We start from the raw sequence: 17,916 nt of genomic DNA, 5'->3' as shown, positions 1-17,916 counted from the left end.
CACCACCCTAAGGGATGGGCCACCCCTGAAAACGGTCGCTTCCGTGAACCGTGCTCGGTGGAGAGAACTCCAGGGAACCACACAAGAAGGAAACCAAACCTCGCTATAACAATTGGTAATCACCCGGTGAATTCAGTGGTGGAGGAGACGATTTCATGGCGGACTCACTTTCAACGCCCTACAACGTGCTTTTGAACGGGCGATCCGCCCTTCCAAGTGGAGCGCCTTCCGGCGTCCCTTCGACGCAACTGCCCGCTGGCAATCCGAGCCCCACCATCGATCAGGTCACCCTGAGCCCCGCCTCCACGCAGAACCGTACGACTGCGCCGGGCACCATGACGGCCGCCGATGTCAGACGCGAACTGCAAGCGCTCCAATCTGAGATGTTGAAGCTGAATCAGCGACTCGAAACTCTCATTCAAGCCACCGAGACCTCACCACCCAGCCCCAGCGCTACGGCCCCCACCGCGATCACCGCTCCTCCCCTCGCCCCTCTTGCGCAGCCAACCGGTGCAGCCAGCGCCACCCCAGCGCCTCCGGCCGTTGCGGGCACCCTCCCAGAAGCCAATGCAGCGCCCTCGAAGACGCATGCGGTGGTAGCTGGAGATTACCTCTGGAAGATCGCCCGCGAAAAGTTAGGGGATGCCACTCGGTGGCCCGAAATTTATGCGCTCAACCGGGGCGTCATTGGAGACAATCCGAACCTGATCCAACCTGGCCAGACCCTCAAACTCCCTCCGGCGAAACCAGCCGCAGCCCCGCCTCCGACCAGCCCTCCGGTCTCCCCCGCACCACGTCCTCAGCCGCCTGCGCTGCCCCCCGTCTCACAGCCTAATTTGCCACCCGCCGTGCCCGCTTTGCCACCAGCACCACCGGCGGCCCCGCCCGTCGCCCCTGTCATTCCCAGACCAGACATCCCTGCCCCCCCTGCAGTCCAGCGCAACATCAGCGACGTGGACGCGGTGCGACTCGCGATGGAATTCGGACTGGCTCCTGCCAATGCCGCCCCATCTCCCCAGTTGAAAACGAATGTGTCCCAATTTCTGGATGAGATGGACGCCTATCAGAACGCTTACCGTGGCAAGGTCTTTGGTCCAGGAATGGAGAGCCTGGCCGCGTCGGCCAGCGAAACGGAACAGATACGGGCCAGTGTGAAACAGATCCAGCAAGCGCTGGACATCCTGATCAAAGCCGGCCGACTGCGTGTGAATGACTCCAGCGGACGCCCACTGACTGGGCTGAGCAGCAGTGGAAGTTTCTACAAGCAAAACACCTCGGGCCAAATTGAGCGGGACCCAAGCGGCAACCCCGTCATGGATGACGCCTTCGTATCGGCCATTACCCGCTTCAAGCAAGAACAAGGCATTCACCAGAACTACAAGCTTGCGGACGGCACCTGGGCCATCAACGAATACGTGGGACCGGGCACCATTGAAGCACTCAAGAAAACCTTGCTGGAAGTACAGGCCACCCGCTGACGCCTCGCCGGAAGGCTGTCACGCGGTCAGAACAGCTCGTTGCTCAGAGCGGGGGCTTGTCAAAGCCCCCGCTTTTCACGAGATTCCAAAACGAGCCGCAAACGCTTGCCAGGTATTTTCCAGCAACGCGGCGATCGTCATCGGCCCCACTCCGCCGGGAACCGGGGTGATCCAGGAGGCCACGTCAGCCACCTCAGGCGATACGTCACCCACCAGTGACCCATCCGCACCGCGATGGATCCCGACATCCACCACCACCACCCCTGGGCGAACCATCTCCGGGGTGACGAATCCTGGCCTTCCAACGGCCACAAGAAGAATCTCCGCTTCGCGGGTGAGCGATTCAAGCGAGGAGGTGCGCGAATGCGCCACCGTGACGGTGGCATCTGCATTCAAGAGCAAACTGGCCAGGGGCTTGCCGACAATGGCGCTACGCCCCAGCACGACAGCCCGTTTGCCAGCCAAAGCAATCTGATGGTGTTGGAGCAATGCCATGATCCCCGCCGGTGTGCAAGCGGGCAAACCAGGATGCCCCAGGACCAGTCTCCCCACATTCAAGGGATGAAACCCATCCACGTCCTTCTCAGGAAGAATCAAGCCGACCCGTGTGACGTCATCGATCCCGGGGGGCAGTGGAAGTTGCAGCAGGATACCATCCACCCCTGGATCGTCATTCAAAGCCTGCAAATGCGCAGTCAAATCAGCCAGCTTGGTGGAGGCATCGAGCTCGATGCCAATCGAATGAATTCCGACCTCGCGACAGGCACGGCGTTTGTTGCGGACATAGACCTGGGAGGCGGGGTCCTCTCCCACCTGGACCACTGCCAAGCAGGGCACCCGAAGCCCCGGTGCCAAGCCATCGATGCGCGCTTTGATCCGCGCCCGCCACTCTCCGGCCAGGCGTTTGCCATCCAAGCAGCGAGCCGTCCCATTGAGCACGCGGAGCCTCCAATCAGCCCAGGGCCTCACGCAACAGCAACGAGGACGGTGGGGCGTACGCCCTGACTCAGCGAGACAGGGGCAATTAGAAAAAGCTGGCCGGGTTCACGGCGCGTCCGTGGATGCGAACCTCGAAGTGGAGATGCGGCCCCGTGGAGCGTCCCGTGCTGCCCATCCGAGCCACCATTTGACCGGCAGCGATGTGCTCCCCAGCCGATACCACAACCCGAGAGCAGTGCCCGTAGCGCGTCACCACGCCGCCCCCATGGTCCACGTCGACGGCGTAGCCATAAGCCCCCATCCAGCCGGCGGAGACCACCACGCCTTCTTTGGCAGCGTGGATGGGGGTCCCCACGGCATTACAGATGTCAATGCCTGGATGAAAGGCATAGCCACGAATGCCAAATGGGGAGGACATCTGACCGCTGGCAGGCCAGGCCAATGCCCCGACCCGGCTACCGAATGCGCCGACCAAACTCCGTGACACACTCAAGCGCTTGGCAAGACCACCACCCGTGCGATAGCCGCGAAGGGGCGCTACAGGTTTCGGGCGAAGGCGAATCTCGGTCGCTCCCGGAATAAAAACCGGCTGGTTCGGATTGAGGCGCCCATCCGACAGCCCCGGGTTTTGCGCCTGCAAATCGGACAGGCTGACGCGGTAGCGCTCGGCCAGTTCAACCCCTGTCTCCCCTGCTTCGGCCCGATGATACGCCCCATCCGTCGGCGTGATGATGAGACGTTGCCCGGGCAGCAGACGTGCCCCGGCGGGAAGACGATTGACCAGGCGAACCGTCCGGGCGCGCAGACCGAACCGAGTCGCCACGGCGGTGAAGTCGTCCCCACTCCGAACGACGTAGACCAGATTGGTTGCCCGACGGCCGTACTCCAGTGGGCTACCGGAGCCGCGCACACTGGCTTCAATCAAAGGGAGTTTGGCCTGCAGGTTCTGAGATGCAATCAAGGTGCTGGCCGGAACGGTAGGCTTCCGGTCTGGAGACGAGAACTGGGGCAGCGAGCCACCAAAGGCCACGCCCAGCGAGGCGGCCAGGAGCAGTGAAGCCACCACGGCAAGGCCACGTGGAGACCCTTGCGAGGTTGCCAGCGCCTCACGATAGCCCTGACGGGCGGCACGAACGCGCACCAGCCCAACAGACTCTCCTCCGTCCGCCAGGCGCGGGCGCCGGGTCGAGGACAAGGGCCCCCATCCCTGCAGGAACCATCCCCTGCGCGAGGGCCAAGGCGCTTGAAGATCCTTCAGAGACGTCCTTGCCAGTCGCGGAGCCTGGTAAGCATGAGGACGAACACGAGGCGAATTCACCACGTAAGCAGGAATCTCGAAGGGCTCCCGCCGGGAAGTATGAGTCGGCTTGAGCTCGACCAAGACGCTTCCTCCGAAACTTCTAGTACTACGAAACGGACCCGATGCGTGCTAACGAAAAGGACCGGTCTTGCGAGGTCTTGTTTGCAAGCAACCGACGATGTCGATCCTGCAAGAAGGCGTGAGGAAAATCACACCTTTCGAGCATCGTACAACCGGCCAAGGGGGTGGTCAAAAAGCGGCAGACGCGAGTCCGCACCTGCGCGACGCCGTACAAACAAGCAAACCTTCTATTTAATTTAAACGAAAATTAGGATTGGTGTCAACGCGTTCTGTGAAGACGTGCCCGGCCCATCGGCCGTTCCATCTCACACCGAAAGCGCCGCCCAATCAGCCAAAAAGCGCTCAATGCCTGAATCGGTTAGAGGATGTTTGAACATTTGCTGGAGCACCTTGAACGGCATGGTCGCCACGTGTGCTCCGAGGCGGGCCGCCTGCGTCACGTGAACGGGGTGCCTCACGCTCGCAACGAGCACCTGCGTTTCATATCCATAGTTGGAATAGATATCGAGAATCTCCTCGATGAGCGTCATTCCCTCTTGCCCGAGGTCATCGAGCCGCCCCACGAACGGACTCACGTAGGTCGCGCCGGCGCGCGCCGCCAGCAAGGCTTGATTGGCCGAGAAGACCAGGGTCACGTTGGTCTTGATGCCTTCCTTGGCGCACACGCTCACCGCCTGCATCCCAGCCTCAGTCATGGGAATCTTGACGACCACATTCGGTGCCCATTGGGCGTATTCGCGCGCCTCGCGAATCATCGAATCGAAATCCAGACCGATCACCTCTGCGCTGACGGGGCCCGTGGTGATGGAGCAGATTTCCAACACCACTTGCTTGAAGTCCCGTCCTTCTTTTGCGACCAGGGTGGGATTGGTCGTGACGCCATCCACCTGGCCCCAGGCCACAGCCTTGCGAATCTCTTCAACGTTGGCGGTATCCAAAAAAAACTTCACGGGTAGCTCCTTGCGGCACGACGTTCTACCGGCAGGCAGACAGATGGGGAAACCAGGGCAGCTTGAATTGTATGTCAAATCGCCCACCAGCGGAGACCGCGAGAGCGAGAACGAAAGATTGGAAGGTGGAGCCGAAACTGACTCCGGCACGAAACCCGCCCCCGCGATGCACAGGAGGGCCTGTGGTCGCGGTCACGCCCAACATCCGGCTTTCCTCATTAGGATTGGGGCTATGGAACCAGCCGGCCGTCCTTGTGGCGGCGAGCGGAAACGCAGCCGAAAACAGACGGCCATCCGTTGAAAGGGAATCGCATGACAACCAAGAAAAAAACCGCCAAGCGGTCGAACGATACGACGTCCCCCAAGCAGGTAAAGGAAACCAGCCGACGTTCCGGGAAGGCTCCTGAGGCCCAAGCGTCTGAGACGGCGGTGAAGCCGTCCCTAACAGAGCAAGCCGCGCCGGCAGCGCCGGAGAGCCCGCAGGTAGCGACCGCCGCTGCCCCGATCGCTGAGGCGCCGGCGGCTGCCCAGGCGGGCCGCCCGATCATCACCATCGCGATGTTTCAGCAACGTCTCTCGGAACACGGGTTCTACGGCGGGATGATGGACGGCGACTACGGCCCCTACACGAAGTTCGCCGTGGCTCGTTTTCAGGCGTCCAACGGCTTGCCGGCGGACGGTGAGCCCACCCCAGCCACCCTGGAGGCACTCGGGCTGGCCTGAGCTGCCTCAGGGAGGTGCGCCCGATCAGAACACTCACGGCAAATGACTGGAAACCGCCCCTGAATCAGGGGCGGTTTTTCTAGGGGAATAAGAGGCCCGACGTCTGCTCGACCAGGACATCACCCCGCTCGAACACCGTGCCGGGAGCCACCTGCTCGGCCTCGGCACGTGCCGCGAAAGGCTGGACGGTCGTGACGCGAAGGGTTCCGAGTTCTTTCGGCTTCACGTTGCCGGGAAAACGGAAAACTCGCCACAAGGAGCCCGGCCTGACGCCATCCACTTCGCCGAGGTCCAGAATGATCTGGTCTTCGTCGATGTCCTTCACCCGACAGCGCAACGGGTCTGCGTGCCGGATGAAGCTCACGAGCTGGTCGGCCAGGGTCTCAGCCGCACTGCCCTCGCCCAGCAATCCAAGATCACGGCTGAATTCCCCGGTTCTGAAATCGAATAGCCGCACGGTGACCCGAAGTTGGTTGCCAGCGTTCTCGTATTTGCCATCGACCAGCAGCTCGATGTTGGCCGCAGTGCGGGCTTTCCTGGCATTTTCGAGCGTGAGGTCGGCGTTCAGGGGCACGCCTTTGAGCTTGGCCTTGGCGGCCGGGCCATCCACCACCACGAATCGCCGAGTGGCGGTCAACTTCGTGCCCAGGCTCGTCAGAAAGGGGGCGGGCGCTCCGGCGATCGCCACGGCCAAGCGAGGCTTGTCTGCCACCGTGTCGGCGAGGGCCGCTCCAGACAGCCAGCTCACCAAGGTGTAAATGAAACACGCGAACCAAATCCGCACGGGCGATCGCTCCAGCTCATCCGTTGCCCCCCGAATCTAGCATCCGCGCTGACTTCGGCTCAGGAATCCGGATCACGTTGTTCGAGAGGCGCCCACTCGAGGCCCCTCACGGATCTTCGACCCATTCCCGCCCCGCCTGAAGCGGGCCCCCACCGGCCCGAAAGTTTATTAACGCATTAAATTTAGCTCTTATTTCATCTCACCTCAGCAAGGGGCCAGGCTGCGCCAGGGATATTCCCTTCACCGCTCCACCAATGTGACCCGATTGAGGTTCATCATGTCCCATCGCTCGCTCGTGCTCCTGGTCGCTGCCGTGACCCTCGCCGGTTGCGGCCGTGCGAATGTCGCGGGCAACCTCGTCACCCAACGCGTGACGGCGCAGGGCAAGCAGAGCGGCAAAATCACCGCCCCCTCCGCCGCGGCCCGTCCCAGCGTGAGCCTCACCCCGACGGCGGCGCAAACCGCCGCCCTGGCCCCGGTCGAAGGCGAATACATTGTGAAGTTCCGGGAAAGTGCGCGCGACCTTCCCGGGGCCACCCGCCTGCGGGACCTTTCCGTGAAGGGCACGGCCGTTTACAAACTCAACGCCAACGGTTACGCCCTCCAGGCAGCCGAGGGCTGGGATGAAGCCGATGACATCGATTACATCGAGCCGAACTATCAGTACCAAACCCTGGAAGCCCCGAACGATCCGGCCTTCGGCGACAGCTGGGGCGTGGCAGCGATCCTGGCTCCCAGTATCTGGCCGACGACGACGGGAAGCGGGATCAAGGTGGCTGTGATCGACACGGGGGTCGATGCCACGCATCCGGACCTCCGGGGTCAGGTGCTGCCAGGGCTCGACCTCGTGAACGACGACGAGGATGCCGCTGACGACCACGGACACGGCACCCACGTGGCCGGAACCATTGCGGCGCTCGCCAACAACGGCATCGGTGTGGCGGGCGTGGCCCCCGGCGCCGCGATCATCCCCATCAAGGCGCTCAATTCCAAGGGGCAAGGCAGCAACGCGGACATTGCAAACGGCATCGTGGCGGCGGCTGACCGAGGCGCGCAGGTCATCAATCTGAGCCTGGGGGGAACCGATAACTCCGAAACCCTGCGGCGTGCCGTGGCCCAAGTGCAGGAGCGTGGCGTGATCGTGGTGGCGGCGGCCGGGAACAGCGGCATCTCGACCCCCTTCTTTCCCGCAGCCAACGAGGGGGTCATCGGCGTGGGAGCGGTGGACGACCACCGGAAGCGGGCCACGTTCAGCAATTTTGGCGACTACATCGACGTGGCCGCCCCTGGGGTCAACATCGGCTCGACCCAGCGCGGGGGAGGCACCACCACCATGAGCGGCACCAGCATGGCCAGCCCGCATGTGGCTGCCGCCTGTGCCCTGCTCAAGGCCAAGTTTCCGATGCTGAAGGCTGGCCACCTGAGCCGGCTCTTCAAAACCACTGGCTTTACCACGACCGGATTCACGGGTTCCAACGCGCCGCGTGCCCTGAACCTGGAAGATGCCTTCACGAAGGCCCCCAACCTGGACATGCAACCCCCCGCCGCGGTGACAGGGCTGGCTGGCGTGGCGGGGCCTCCAGAGGAGGTGGATCTGTCGTGGAACGCGGCGGCGGACAATGCCAGCAGCGTGACCTATCGGATTCTGCGCGATGGCGTCTCGGTGGGCACGTCCACCGGCACGCAGTTCACGGACCGCGGCGTGACGCGCCAGAGCAACTACCAGGTCATCTCCATGGATGCCGACGGCAACGAGGCCTCACCCAGTGCGGCCGTGGCCGCTAGCCCGGGGCAAGCCTCCGACCTGATCAAGGACCTGGCGGTGTCCAGCCGGGGGCAGACCGAGGTCACCCTCTCCTGGAAGACCAAAGAACCGATGCGTTGCCTGGTCCAGTGGGGAGAAACATCTTCCCTGGGACAAGCTTCCAGCTGGGATATCAGCCCCAAGCAGTCCCACACCTTCAAGTTGACCGGCCTCAAGCGGTTTCAGACCTACCACTATCGGGTCGTGGCCGCCACCAATGCGAGCCAGTTGCACTACACCAAGACGCAGCGGGTCCGAACCAAGTTGTGGTGGCTCTTCGCCCTGCCATCTTCCTGATGGCGTCCCGCAAGCCCGGCAACCTGGGGTAACATGGGGGCGAGGTCATCATCCGATGGCCCGCCCGCTTCGTCCGGAATGTGAGGCCGCCCCCATGCCAGCTGCTGAACCGTCTCTCTACGCGCGCCGCCGAGCCAACTTCATGAAGGAGATGAAGAACGGCGCCGCCCTGTTTTTCAATGCGCCGCCGAGAATTCGCTCGCGAGACACCGACCACCGCTATCGCCCGGACAGCGACTTTTTCTATTTAACAGGCTTTCGAGAGGCCGGTTCGGCGCTGTTGCTGCTGCCTGGTCACCCCGAGCACCAGAGCGTGCTCTTCGTGCAACCACGTAATCCGGAACTGGAAACGTGGCATGGCCGCAGGCTGGGGGTGGAGGCGGCGCCTGCCGCGCTCCAGGTGGACCAGGCCTATTCCTTCGATGATCTCGAACAGGTATTGCAAAAGTACCTGACAGGCGTACCGACCCTGTATTTTCAGTTGGGCACCTGGCGCGAACACGATGAGATCGTCCTGCGCCTGCTTCCACGCCTGGGCAACCGGCACGTTCATCCGCCTGAGACGCTGGTGTCGCCGGGGGCGATCGTGCACGAGATGCGCTTGCGCAAGGATGCCAGCGAGATTGCCCTGATGAAGCGGGCCGCCGAAGTCACCGCCGTGGGTTACCAGGAGGCGCTCGCCCACATTCGCCCGGGTGGCTGGGAATATGAGGTCCAGGCGGCCCTGGAGTTCGCGTACCGACGCCTGGGTGGGGAGGGCTCCGCCTACACGCCGATCGTGGCGGCCGGCGACAACGCGACCATTCTGCACTACAACGAAAATGATCAGCCCCTGCAGGACGGACAGCTCTTGCTGATCGATTCGGGGGCGGAGTTTGGCTATTATGCCTGCGATGTCAGCCGCACGTACCCCGTCGGCGGGCGCTTCTCCCAGGCCCAACGGGCCGTCTACGAACTCGTTCTGAAAGCTCAGACGGAAGCAATCGCCTGGGTGCGCGTGGGGGAGCACGTCAAGGCCTACCACGAACATGCCGTCAGGGTTTTGACAGCCGGCATGGTCGAGTTGGGCTGGCTGACAGGCGACCTGGAGGAACTCATTCAGCGTGAGGCCTACAAGCGCTTTTACATGCACGGCACCGGCCACTACCTGGGCCTCGACACGCACGATGTAGGCCCTTACAGGCTGGAAGAGGATTGGCGCCCGATCGAACCGGGCATGGTCTTCACCGTCGAACCCGGATTGTACGTCCCGCACGGAATGCCTGGAATCGATCCGGCTTTCTGGGGCATCGGCGTGCGGATCGAAGATGATATCTGGGTCGACCAGGCCGGGTGCCCACACAACCTGACAGCCGCCATTCCCAAGTCGGTAGACGAGGTGGAGGGCGCCTTGCAAGGGACGAGAAGCGGCGTCCTGCAAGCCACGAATTAACATAACGTTAGGCGTCGAAAACTTGGGGCGACGGGCCGGCCTACACCGGCCAATCGGCTCACCCTGTCTCTTTGGCGTTCAGAATCGGCGAAGTGCAGCCGGCGGGACGTGGTATCAAGTGCAGGTCCGGCCCTGAAATCGTCCACCGAGAGACGCCCTTGTGCTTGTCCTGAACCGTCGTCGCTTCCTGTCGGCCTGCGCGGCAAGCGCGCTGGGAATGACCTTGCCACTTCCCCGCCTCGCCGAGGCAAGACCCTCCGAGCGAGGCGAAGGCGTCATCCGATTTGCGCATGTCACGGATCTGCACTTCACGCGTCGGGTCCAACCACGCTATCCCGAGAGCCATCGTCAAGTCGGACGCGCCGTGTTCGAGCTGAACGCCCAAGACCTGGATTTCGTCTTGTTCACCGGAGACATGTTCCATTTCCCCGAGGACCTGTCCGAGGAGGCGGAGGCCTTGCGGGACCTCCTGCGCTGCCTGAGGCATCCATACTACTGTCTGTTCGGCAATCACGACGTGGAAGGGAACGGATTGCGGGAGCGCAAGCGATTTTTGATTCGCCAGCTGGGCGATGGAGGCCTCGCCCAGGGGGAAGGCTGGTACACCTTCAGTCCCACCGCCGGAATCCGCTTCGTCGCCATCGATACGACGGATACCGATGGCGACGCTTACAGCGGCTGGGCGGGCTTTCTGGGTCCGAGACAAAAAACTTGGCTTCAAGCGACCATTCAGCGCCATCGGGACGAGGCCCTGATCCTGGCCATGCATCACCCCCCCCTGATGCCGTATCCATTTCTCGATCGCCTGCGCTTCAATGCCGCAGACAGTGTATGGCTATCCCATCTCGTGGCGACCCATCCGCAGATTCAACTCGTCTTGGCCGGTCATTATCATTTCGCGGCGTGTGATGCGCTCCGCCACGCCGCCGTGCTGATAGGCCCCTCACTGGTCGAATATCCGCATGCCTATCGCGTGTTCGAACTCGGAAGCCCAGGTCCCGACGGCCGGGCCTGGCTGCAGTACCAATGGCACCGTCTGGCGCGAACGGAAGCGTTCACACCTGACCTGGCCACAAGCCGTGCCGCGTTGCGCGGCCTCGGGCTACAGGGACTGAGCTATGGACACTCCGGAGGGCGCTGGTTGAAAATTCCGGGGTAGGCGTTGCGTCGCGGGGGAGAGTGGGCTGAGTCGGGTACATGGCTGGCAGCCCCCCGCGAGAGGAGACAGGCAGGTCTCGTGCCCTCATTCGAGCGCTCCGTGACGGTCACCGCGTCGGTTGACCAGGCCTACCAATGGTGGGCTCGCGTCGAAAACATCGCCAGTCTGGTACCGGGCCTGAAACAGCTGACCCGCACCGGTCCCTTTACGTCGAGCTGGTGCGTCGAGTGGGCCCCCGGCCAGGAAGGAACCTGGGACACCTCCATTGTCCAGGACCTGCCCCAGCGCCTGGTGGCCTGGGAGAGCCGCTCGGGCCCCTGGCCCAACCGAGGCCGCGTCGAGTTCGAAGCCCTCTCCAGTGAACGCACCCGGGTCACCCTGTCGCTCGAGGAGGAACCCGAGCATCCGACCGGAGACACCACCCCGACCCTCTACGGCGGAATCGATGCCGCCTTGATGCGCTTCGGAGAGGCCATGGCGGTCGCGGAGCAGCTACCCGCCGCACCCGAGCAATCCGGCTATCAGGCCCTCTTTCTCAAGAGTGCTGCCGCCACGGGGGGCGCGCTGACCACGCTGGCCCTGGCGTGGAGTCTGGTGGCCCTGATCGAGGTTTGGGTGGTCGTGGTGGGCGCCCTGTTGGTGGCCGCGGCGCTGGGGCCGGCCGTGCAATGGCTCATGCACTCCAAGCTGCACCGTGCCGGTGCCGTCGGTGTGACCTTCATCGCCGTCACGGCGGCCATCACGGTGTTGTCGATGCTCTTGATTCCGCAGGTGATGACCCAAGGCCAGGACCTGGCCGCCAGCCTGCCTGGCTATGTGGACCGGGCCCAAGAGCATCTGACGCAGCTACACGCGCGCCATCGACTCGTGCCGGACGGAAGCCGCCTGATGGGCTATGTCGCGGAGACAGGCTCCCAGGTATTGGCCAATGCGTTCAATATGACAGGCAAATTCGTCTGGCTGATCATTGTGCTGCTGTCGATCTTGTTTCTGGCCTTCTTCATTCTGCTGGACGGTCGCCTGCTGCAAGAGGCGCTGGTGCGTTGGATTCCACTGAAGCGAAAAGACCACGTCCCGGCCTTGCTGCACATGGTTGAACAGCGCGTGGGCCGATTCATGGCCGGACTGGCACTGATCTGTGCCGTCGCAGGTCTGCTCACGTGGGGGGCACTGGCCTGGCTCGGACTCCCTTATGCCTTGCTGGTCGGCGCCGTCACGGCGTTGCTACAGGCCATCCCCTTCGTGGGTCCCTTGATCGGGGGAGCCCTGGCGGGCCTGATCGGCCTGTCCAAATCAGGCAGCCTGGCCCTCTGGACGGTGGTGGTTTACGCTGCCATTCAGCAACTGATTGGCCAGGTTCTGTTTCCCTGGATCATGGGGCGTAGCATTGGAATGCACCCTGCCTGGGTCGCCGTGGTGCTGCTGGTGGGCGGAACGCTCTATGGCCTCACGGGGGCATTCCTGAGCATTCCGGTGGCGATCGCCGTCTCCATCATCCTGGAATGCTACTACCTGCCGTGGGCGGAAGCGAAATCAGGGGATGAAGTGGAGCGCCAGGAAAGCCGCGCCCTCTGAGCGCTCAGGGACTCCCGGCACCAACGGGCTCCGGGGACTCCGGGGCCGTCACCGGTTCAGGCAGCATATTGGGCCACCAGTTCCATTTGCCGAGCAAAGCCATGAAGCTCGGCACCAGCATGATCCGGATGATCAGGGCATCCAACACGATGGCGACCGAAAGGCCGAAGCCCAGCATCTTGGTAAGCACCACAGACGCCGCGATGAACGCTCCGAATACGAGCAACATGATCAGGGCCGCGTTGGTGATGATGCCGCCAGTGGCGGCCAGGCCAGTGGCGACAGCCCGTTCGTTGTCCCCGTGCTTCATGTATTCCTCCTGGATCCGACTCAGCAGAAAGACCTCATAGTCCATCGAAAGGCCAAACACCAGACAGAACACGATGATGGGAATGGGAACCAGTATGTTTCCGGGCGGGTCCGGATACCCCACCAGCCAGCTGCCGTACCCGTGCTGGAACACCAGCACCAAGGCCCCGAAACTCGCCGCCGTGGAGAGGGTGTTCATCGCCAGTGCCTTGAGCGGCAAAACGAGCGACTGAAACGACCAGGCCAGCAAGACAAAGGTCACGGCAAAGACCAACGAGACCACCTTGCCGAAGTTGGAGAGGATGGCACGCTCGAAATCATTGTTGACGGCCGCCGGCCCGCCAATCGCCACCTCAAAGCCCTCAAAACCCGCCACTTGAGACCAGTCGCGATCCTTCAATCGACGAACAAAATCTTTGATGTCCGCATAGGCGGCGTCATTGCGTGGAACCAGCTGGACCAAGGTGCCAGAGGCGTCCTCACTTAGCAGCAAGGACACCGCATCCGGGAACCGATCCCGAACGGCCCTGGTGTCGCCGCCGAAGAACATCTGGCTCATCAACATCAGCCGCCCCGCATAGGGCACGATCGAACGAACTTCCTCGAGCACCGGCTCCTGGCGAAACTCCCGAACCACCGTGGCGATCGCCTTCAACGAGCGGGCATCGGTGATGGGTCGCCCATCCGTGCGACGCAACAAAAACTGAATCGGGTAAACTTCCCCGGCCTGTCCCATCGCTTCCATGCTGCGCAATCCCTGGCCTGCATCCATATAGGTGGGCAGAAACTTGGAGCTGAACTGGCCAAACTCCACCGTGAACGAGGGCAAGGACAGCAGGATCATCAGGGCACTGCCGCCAACGAGAAAGCGCAGCGGGTGTCGCATCACATGCCGGGCCCAGCGGAGCCACATCGCCTGGTGGTCCAAACGCTGTGAGACCCAGCGAGAAAATCCGGAAGGCCAATCGATCCGAGGCCCCAGAATGCCCAGCAGCGCTGGTACAAGCGTCAACGAAAGGGACACCGCCGAAAGCACCGTCAGGGAGCCAGCCATGCCGAGCGAGGTCGTGTCGATCAGGTCCGGAATGAACAAGGCCAGGAAACCGATCATCACGGTCAACCCTGAAAATAGAACGGCCACCCCGGAGGTCCCCATCGTCTCGGCGACGGCGGCCTCAACGGGATTGTCCGCTTCCGCGTGGGTCGCGAGGGCCTCCCTGAAGCGTGTCACCATGATCAGGGCGTAATCGATGCCAATGCCCAGCCCCACCATGGCCGTGATGTTCTGGGCCATGGAAGACAGATTCATCCCTTGTCCCACGACATACAGGAGCCCCAAGGTGACCACCGAGGCCAAGGCACCGAGCAACACGGGGATACCGGCGGCGGCAACCGCCCCGAACGCAAACAGCAAAAACAGCAGGGCCACCGGCAAGATGCGTCGCTCGGCCGTGGTGGTGTCCTGCGCGATCATGCGCGTGGCGTCGTAACCAATCGGAATCTGGCCCGTGACGTGGGACTCGAGGCTTGGAAGCCTGCTCCTCCAGCGGGCCACCACGGCAGCCGCCTCGGTCCGCACCACAGGAACCCGTTGCTCGGCGGCCAGAAAATTCTCTGCATCGATCCCCACCACCAGGAAGGTGCGGACGCCATCCGCACTCTTGAAGCGAGGGTCCTGGTTGTCCAACCAGCTGACCGTGCGGGTGACGAAGGGCTTCGCCGCAAGCAAGCGCTGAAGCTCCGCCAGCATCGTCCGGTAGTCGCGGTCCTCCACGGAATGTCCCGGTGCCGCCAGGGTGACGATGAACGGAAACTGATACGGGCTCTTGAACTCCGTTCGCAACCACTCCTGGGCTTTGGCCGAGGAACTGTTGGGAATGCCGGCTGCACTGCCGCGCAAGACGTCCGGCGCCCGAGCGGCCCCGAAGGTGGCCACTGCAACCAGCAGTACCCAAGCCACGATGACGGCCCAACGCTGCCGGTACAGCCAGGCGCCAAAACGGTGAAACAATAATCCGGTGGAATGGCTGCCCCGGTGCAAGCGCCTGACCTCCGAGCCGCACGATGGCGACGGAAGCCCTATTTTACCATAGCCAGCAACCGGCAGTCGTCTGGAATCAAGGGATTCGCGTCACGTTCCCAACACCCGCGCCACGTAACGCTGGGTTTCGGGAAAGGGAGGAACCCCACCAAACCGTTGAACAGAACCTGGTCCTGCGTTGTAAGCGGCCACGGCGCGTACCAGGTCCCCCTCGAACATCCCGATCATCCGAGCCAGATACTTCACGCCCCCCTCGAGGTTCTGCGCCGGGTCGTAAGGGTCCGACACGCCCAGTTCCGCCGCAGTTTGAGGCATCAACTGCATGAGCCCTTGCGCACCGGCCGGGCTTGTGGCCATTGGATTGCCTGCCGATTCTGCCCGCATGACGTTGGTCACGAGCCAGGCCGGCACCCCGTGGCGCTGAGACAGGGTTTCAATCAACCCACGGTAAGGGCCGCCGTGCCCCCCCTCAATGGCTGCACCACGCGAGCCTGCAGGCTCAGCGGAGAGCACTCGCTCAGGCTGAGAGGGCGTCAGATTCCAGGCCATGTCCGCAACCGTCGACCCCGCGGAGGGTCCCCACGAGAATGGAGGCGACACGACCGCGTTCGCGACAGTGGGCAGGGCCTCGCCATTGGGCATCGCCACGAGCCCTTGAGCCGCACCAACCTGCCGCTTGGCAGGCGATTCGCCGGCCAAGGCGTGCCCTTGGGAACCGCCGAGGGCCTCGCGCAAGACCGCTTCGAAACTGGCCTCGAATCGGGCATCGAGCGAGGCAAACACCTGGGCCGCCTCATCTGCCCGGCCCCCAAAGCCAACGCTCAAGGCCTGTTCCGCCTGTTGCAAAGGCCGTATCGGTCCACCGGTCAAGCCAAGCACCAGCAAGCTCCCCCCTTCATCGTGACGCTCCGATCCCCTGGGCTGCCACCGCTGGCCCCAAGCCACACGACCACGCTGCCGAACTGCCTACAGGTTAACGAGCGGTCAGCCACGGCGCGGGGGCGTGGGTCACATAACGCATGAATACCCGAAATCAGGCTGTCCTCCCCCTTCGGACCGAGCGCCACACGAGCGTCTCGGGGGCACCGACGAGGCACTGGCCGGTCACACCAGCGACTGTTCAATCAAGTTTTTTAGCGGGATATCACCCACGCACCGGGAGAGATGGCCAGGGTCTCGTGGAGCGGGTCTACGCGCAAGATCCGCGGTCGGTCGGGAGAGAGCAGCACAAACTCGGTCCGCGCCGTGGTGATGGCCATGTGGTAAATGCGTGGACGCCCCGCCGTGCTCAAGACGAGGGGCAGTCGAAATGAGAAGGGCTCACCGGCCTGGCTGATCAGGCCTTGCAGGGCCCACAGGCGTCCCTGACGTTTGAGTTGCACCTGGGATATCTGGACCTCCGGCCGGTCGGCCCGGGTCAGCCACTGCCGAAGAAAGGGGCCCCAATCCCCCTTGCGCTGCTTTGAACAGGCCGCCACCAAGGTGTCGAGGGAGCGCAGGTCAACGCGGTCGGAGGGGCCTGCCCGCCACGCCTGAACGGCCCGCTGGAAGGGCACTTCCCCCAGTTCAGTGCGTAACATGTGAAATATCAGCATGCCCCTGTCCGCCACCAGGCGCTGCCAGGTGTCCACACCATGGGTCGGCTTGACATCGCGAATGGCAGGCGTCTCCTCCGTGACCGGCGCCGCCACCTCGCGTCGATACGCCGCCAGAAGTTGTTCACGAAAGGCCGCCTTGCCCCATCGATGCTCACTATAAATGGCGGCGAGGTAAGCCGCTAAGCCATCTGTGAGCCATCCTCGTTCCCCAGCGGTTCCAAGAACGGACAGGGGAGCCAACATGGCGCGGGTCATCGCCGGCGCCAGTTGAGCCTGCCGAACCTCCTCATACTCGAAGGCGGAGGCCGGCAAGGCAAGCGTCTGCCCCACAAGCCCAACTTCGGAAGCGGCGGTCTCCCAGAAGGTCCAAGGGGCGCCATCAGGCAGATTGAGCCAATCCATCAGAAATCCCGCGATCGCCTCCCCCTCGCGCGCCACCAGCGCCGCTCCGGGCTCGTGCCCCGCTCGCGCATACACCTCGAGAGACACCCCCTGGTCACGCCGCTCCTGGTGGGCCCAATCGCCCAGCAGTAAACCGGCCTCTGAGGAGGTGACGACCTGCTGGAAGCGGTGAAGCCAACCATCGCGAAAGTGCTCGGAGGTCCGACTGCTCCCGGGCGCCAGAGCGAGCCAGGTCGGCGGCAGCATGACCTGCCATTCCAGCCGCTCGGATGCAAGCCCCCCCAGCGGGCGAGGCCACCAAGCCTGGGCCGCGGGGAGTTGCAAGACCCGGTCGGGAACGAATCCCGACTGCAGGGAAGCCAACGCACCTTCCCAGGACAGGACGACCTCCGTTTCCCCCTCGGGCCATTCCAGAAAGACCGTGTCTTCAAGCTGGCGGAACGATAGGCGGCGCTCGCCGCACATGACCGAGGTGACCCGCAGGGCCGGGTCCAGGGAGAAGTAGACACCCCGTTCGGCCGCCATTTGCCTGGCCTCGAAGTGGGCCTGGCCCCGCAAGCGCCCCGCCTCGCGCAGGTCGAACAAGGCGGAAATCGGTTTCACGATGAGGTCAGGGCGATCGCGCTGCAATTCTCCTGCAGCCAGCCACACCGCCCCTCGCCGTCGCGCCACCAGCGGAAAGGCCCGTTGCCGAAGGGTGCCGTCACTCGCCTCCACGCCCAGCGTGAGCAAGCCCCCCATCGCATCCCCGCGCACATAGAAGGGCTCGAAGCGAGCCGCCCAGCTCCGGGGAGCCCAGTGCCCCCGTCGCATCTCCTGCCACAGCGTGGAGAGCCAGTCTGCGAGTGGTCCCGCCTCAGGGACCACCACGCGCACGCGCGCAGCCTCGCCACTCGCGCAGGCATCCCGCACGAGAGTGGCAAAGGCGTCAGCGGCCTGGCGCTCATCGACTTGAGCGGAGACTGCGCCTGCCCAAGCTGCCTCAAAAGGGGTGAGACAAGCGGCGGCCAAGAGCGTCATCCGCCAGAGCATCGCGCGCGCCAC

13 protein-coding genes and 1 pseudogene are annotated in these 17,916 nt (G+C 63.5%); 7 read left to right on the top strand and 7 right to left on the bottom strand.

What is annotated here, in order from left to right; all coding sequences use genetic code 11:
• Window positions 1-155: 155 nt before the first annotated feature.
• Both VKP62_08890 and VKP62_08885 read left to right on the top strand, forming a co-directional pair.
• Window positions 156-725, top strand: a pseudogene (locus tag VKP62_08890) (LysM peptidoglycan-binding domain-containing protein).
• Between the two features lie 237 nt (window positions 726-962).
• The gene (locus VKP62_08885; GenBank protein MEB3197305.1) at window positions 963-1,478 is read left to right on the top strand and encodes a hypothetical protein; all 516 of its coding nucleotides are present in this window, start codon (window positions 963-965) and stop codon (window positions 1,476-1,478) included.
• 75 nt (window positions 1,479-1,553) lie between these two features.
• Here the strand turns inward: VKP62_08885 and folD are convergent, their stop codons facing one another.
• The 3 genes from folD to fsa form a co-directional block, all read right to left on the bottom strand.
• The gene (gene folD, locus VKP62_08880; protein ID MEB3197304.1) at window positions 1,554-2,417 is read right to left on the bottom strand and encodes a bifunctional methylenetetrahydrofolate dehydrogenase/methenyltetrahydrofolate cyclohydrolase FolD; all 864 of its coding nucleotides are present in this window, start codon (window positions 2,415-2,417) and stop codon (window positions 1,554-1,556) included.
• An 85-nt stretch (window positions 2,418-2,502) separates the two neighbouring features.
• Window positions 2,503-3,558: a LysM peptidoglycan-binding domain-containing M23 family metallopeptidase gene (locus VKP62_08875; GenBank protein MEB3197303.1), complete on the bottom strand. Its 1,056-nt coding sequence runs from the start codon at window positions 3,556-3,558 to the stop codon at window positions 2,503-2,505.
• A gap of 545 nt (window positions 3,559-4,103) precedes the next feature.
• On the bottom strand, window positions 4,104-4,748 hold the full coding sequence (gene fsa, locus VKP62_08870) for a fructose-6-phosphate aldolase (GenBank protein ID MEB3197302.1): 645 nt from the start codon (window positions 4,746-4,748) through the stop codon (window positions 4,104-4,106).
• 429 nt (window positions 4,749-5,177) lie between these two features.
• Between fsa and VKP62_08865 the strand changes: the two genes are divergently transcribed.
• A complete protein-coding gene (locus tag VKP62_08865) occupies window positions 5,178-5,471 on the top strand; it encodes a peptidoglycan-binding domain-containing protein (GenBank protein ID MEB3197301.1) in 294 nt (97 codons plus the stop codon).
• A 79-nt stretch (window positions 5,472-5,550) separates the two neighbouring features.
• Here VKP62_08865 and VKP62_08860 read toward each other — a convergent pair whose 3' ends face one another.
• Window positions 5,551-6,255 (bottom strand): hypothetical protein, encoded by a 705-nt coding sequence (locus tag VKP62_08860; protein MEB3197300.1) that lies wholly within the window; start codon window positions 6,253-6,255, stop codon window positions 5,551-5,553.
• A 277-nt stretch (window positions 6,256-6,532) separates the two neighbouring features.
• Between VKP62_08860 and VKP62_08855 the strand changes: the two genes are divergently transcribed.
• The 4 genes from VKP62_08855 to VKP62_08840 all read left to right on the top strand — a co-directional run bounded on the left by VKP62_08855 (window position 6,533) and on the right by VKP62_08840 (window position 12,522).
• The gene (locus tag VKP62_08855; GenBank protein MEB3197299.1) at window positions 6,533-8,356 is read left to right on the top strand and encodes a S8 family serine peptidase; all 1,824 of its coding nucleotides are present in this window, start codon (window positions 6,533-6,535) and stop codon (window positions 8,354-8,356) included.
• A gap of 94 nt (window positions 8,357-8,450) precedes the next feature.
• The gene (locus VKP62_08850; protein MEB3197298.1) at window positions 8,451-9,788 is read left to right on the top strand and encodes an aminopeptidase P N-terminal domain-containing protein; all 1,338 of its coding nucleotides are present in this window, start codon (window positions 8,451-8,453) and stop codon (window positions 9,786-9,788) included.
• Window positions 9,789-9,948: 160 nt separating this feature from the next.
• Window positions 9,949-10,947, top strand: coding sequence for a metallophosphoesterase (locus VKP62_08845; protein MEB3197297.1), 999 nt, complete (start codon window positions 9,949-9,951; stop codon window positions 10,945-10,947).
• A 78-nt stretch (window positions 10,948-11,025) separates the two neighbouring features.
• Window positions 11,026-12,522 carry an AI-2E family transporter gene (locus tag VKP62_08840; protein MEB3197296.1) on the top strand — a complete coding sequence of 499 codons (1,497 nt, stop codon included), beginning with the start codon at window positions 11,026-11,028 and terminating at the stop codon, window positions 12,520-12,522.
• 4 nt (window positions 12,523-12,526) lie between these two features.
• On the opposite strand, the gene VKP62_08835 is transcribed toward VKP62_08840, so the two are convergent.
• The 3 genes from VKP62_08835 to VKP62_08825 all read right to left on the bottom strand — a co-directional run bounded on the left by VKP62_08835 (window position 12,527) and on the right by VKP62_08825 (window position 17,904).
• Complete coding sequence (locus VKP62_08835) at window positions 12,527-14,842, bottom strand: MMPL family transporter (GenBank protein ID MEB3197295.1); 2,316 nt, start codon at window positions 14,840-14,842, stop codon at window positions 12,527-12,529.
• 120 nt (window positions 14,843-14,962) lie between these two features.
• Window positions 14,963-15,697: a lytic transglycosylase domain-containing protein gene (locus tag VKP62_08830; GenBank protein ID MEB3197294.1), complete on the bottom strand. Its 735-nt coding sequence runs from the start codon at window positions 15,695-15,697 to the stop codon at window positions 14,963-14,965.
• 308 nt (window positions 15,698-16,005) lie between these two features.
• Window positions 16,006-17,904, bottom strand: coding sequence for a hypothetical protein (locus tag VKP62_08825; protein MEB3197293.1), 1,899 nt, complete (start codon window positions 17,902-17,904; stop codon window positions 16,006-16,008).
• Between the last annotated feature and the right edge of the window lie 12 nt (window positions 17,905-17,916).

Source organism: Candidatus Sericytochromatia bacterium (genome assembly GCA_035285325.1).
In the GTDB taxonomy this organism is placed as follows: domain Bacteria; phylum Cyanobacteriota; class Sericytochromatia; order S15B-MN24; family JAQBPE01; genus JAYKJB01.
Note: the sequence above shows the minus strand (reverse complement) of the source record. Positions and strands in the feature narration are given on the sequence as shown.

What these genes read in the sequence shown, in the direction of transcription:
- VKP62_08855 (MEB3197299.1), top strand. Translation starts at nt 6,533, where the DNA reads ATGTCCCATCGCTCGCTCGTGCTCCTGGTCGCTGCCGTGACCCTCGCC.
- VKP62_08850 (MEB3197298.1), top strand. Translation starts at nt 8,451, where the DNA reads ATGCCAGCTGCTGAACCGTCTCTCTACGCGCGCCGCCGAGCCAACTTC.
- VKP62_08825 (MEB3197293.1), bottom strand. Translation starts at nt 17,904, where the DNA reads ATGCTCTGGCGGATGACGCTCTTGGCCGCCGCTTGTCTCACCCCTTTT.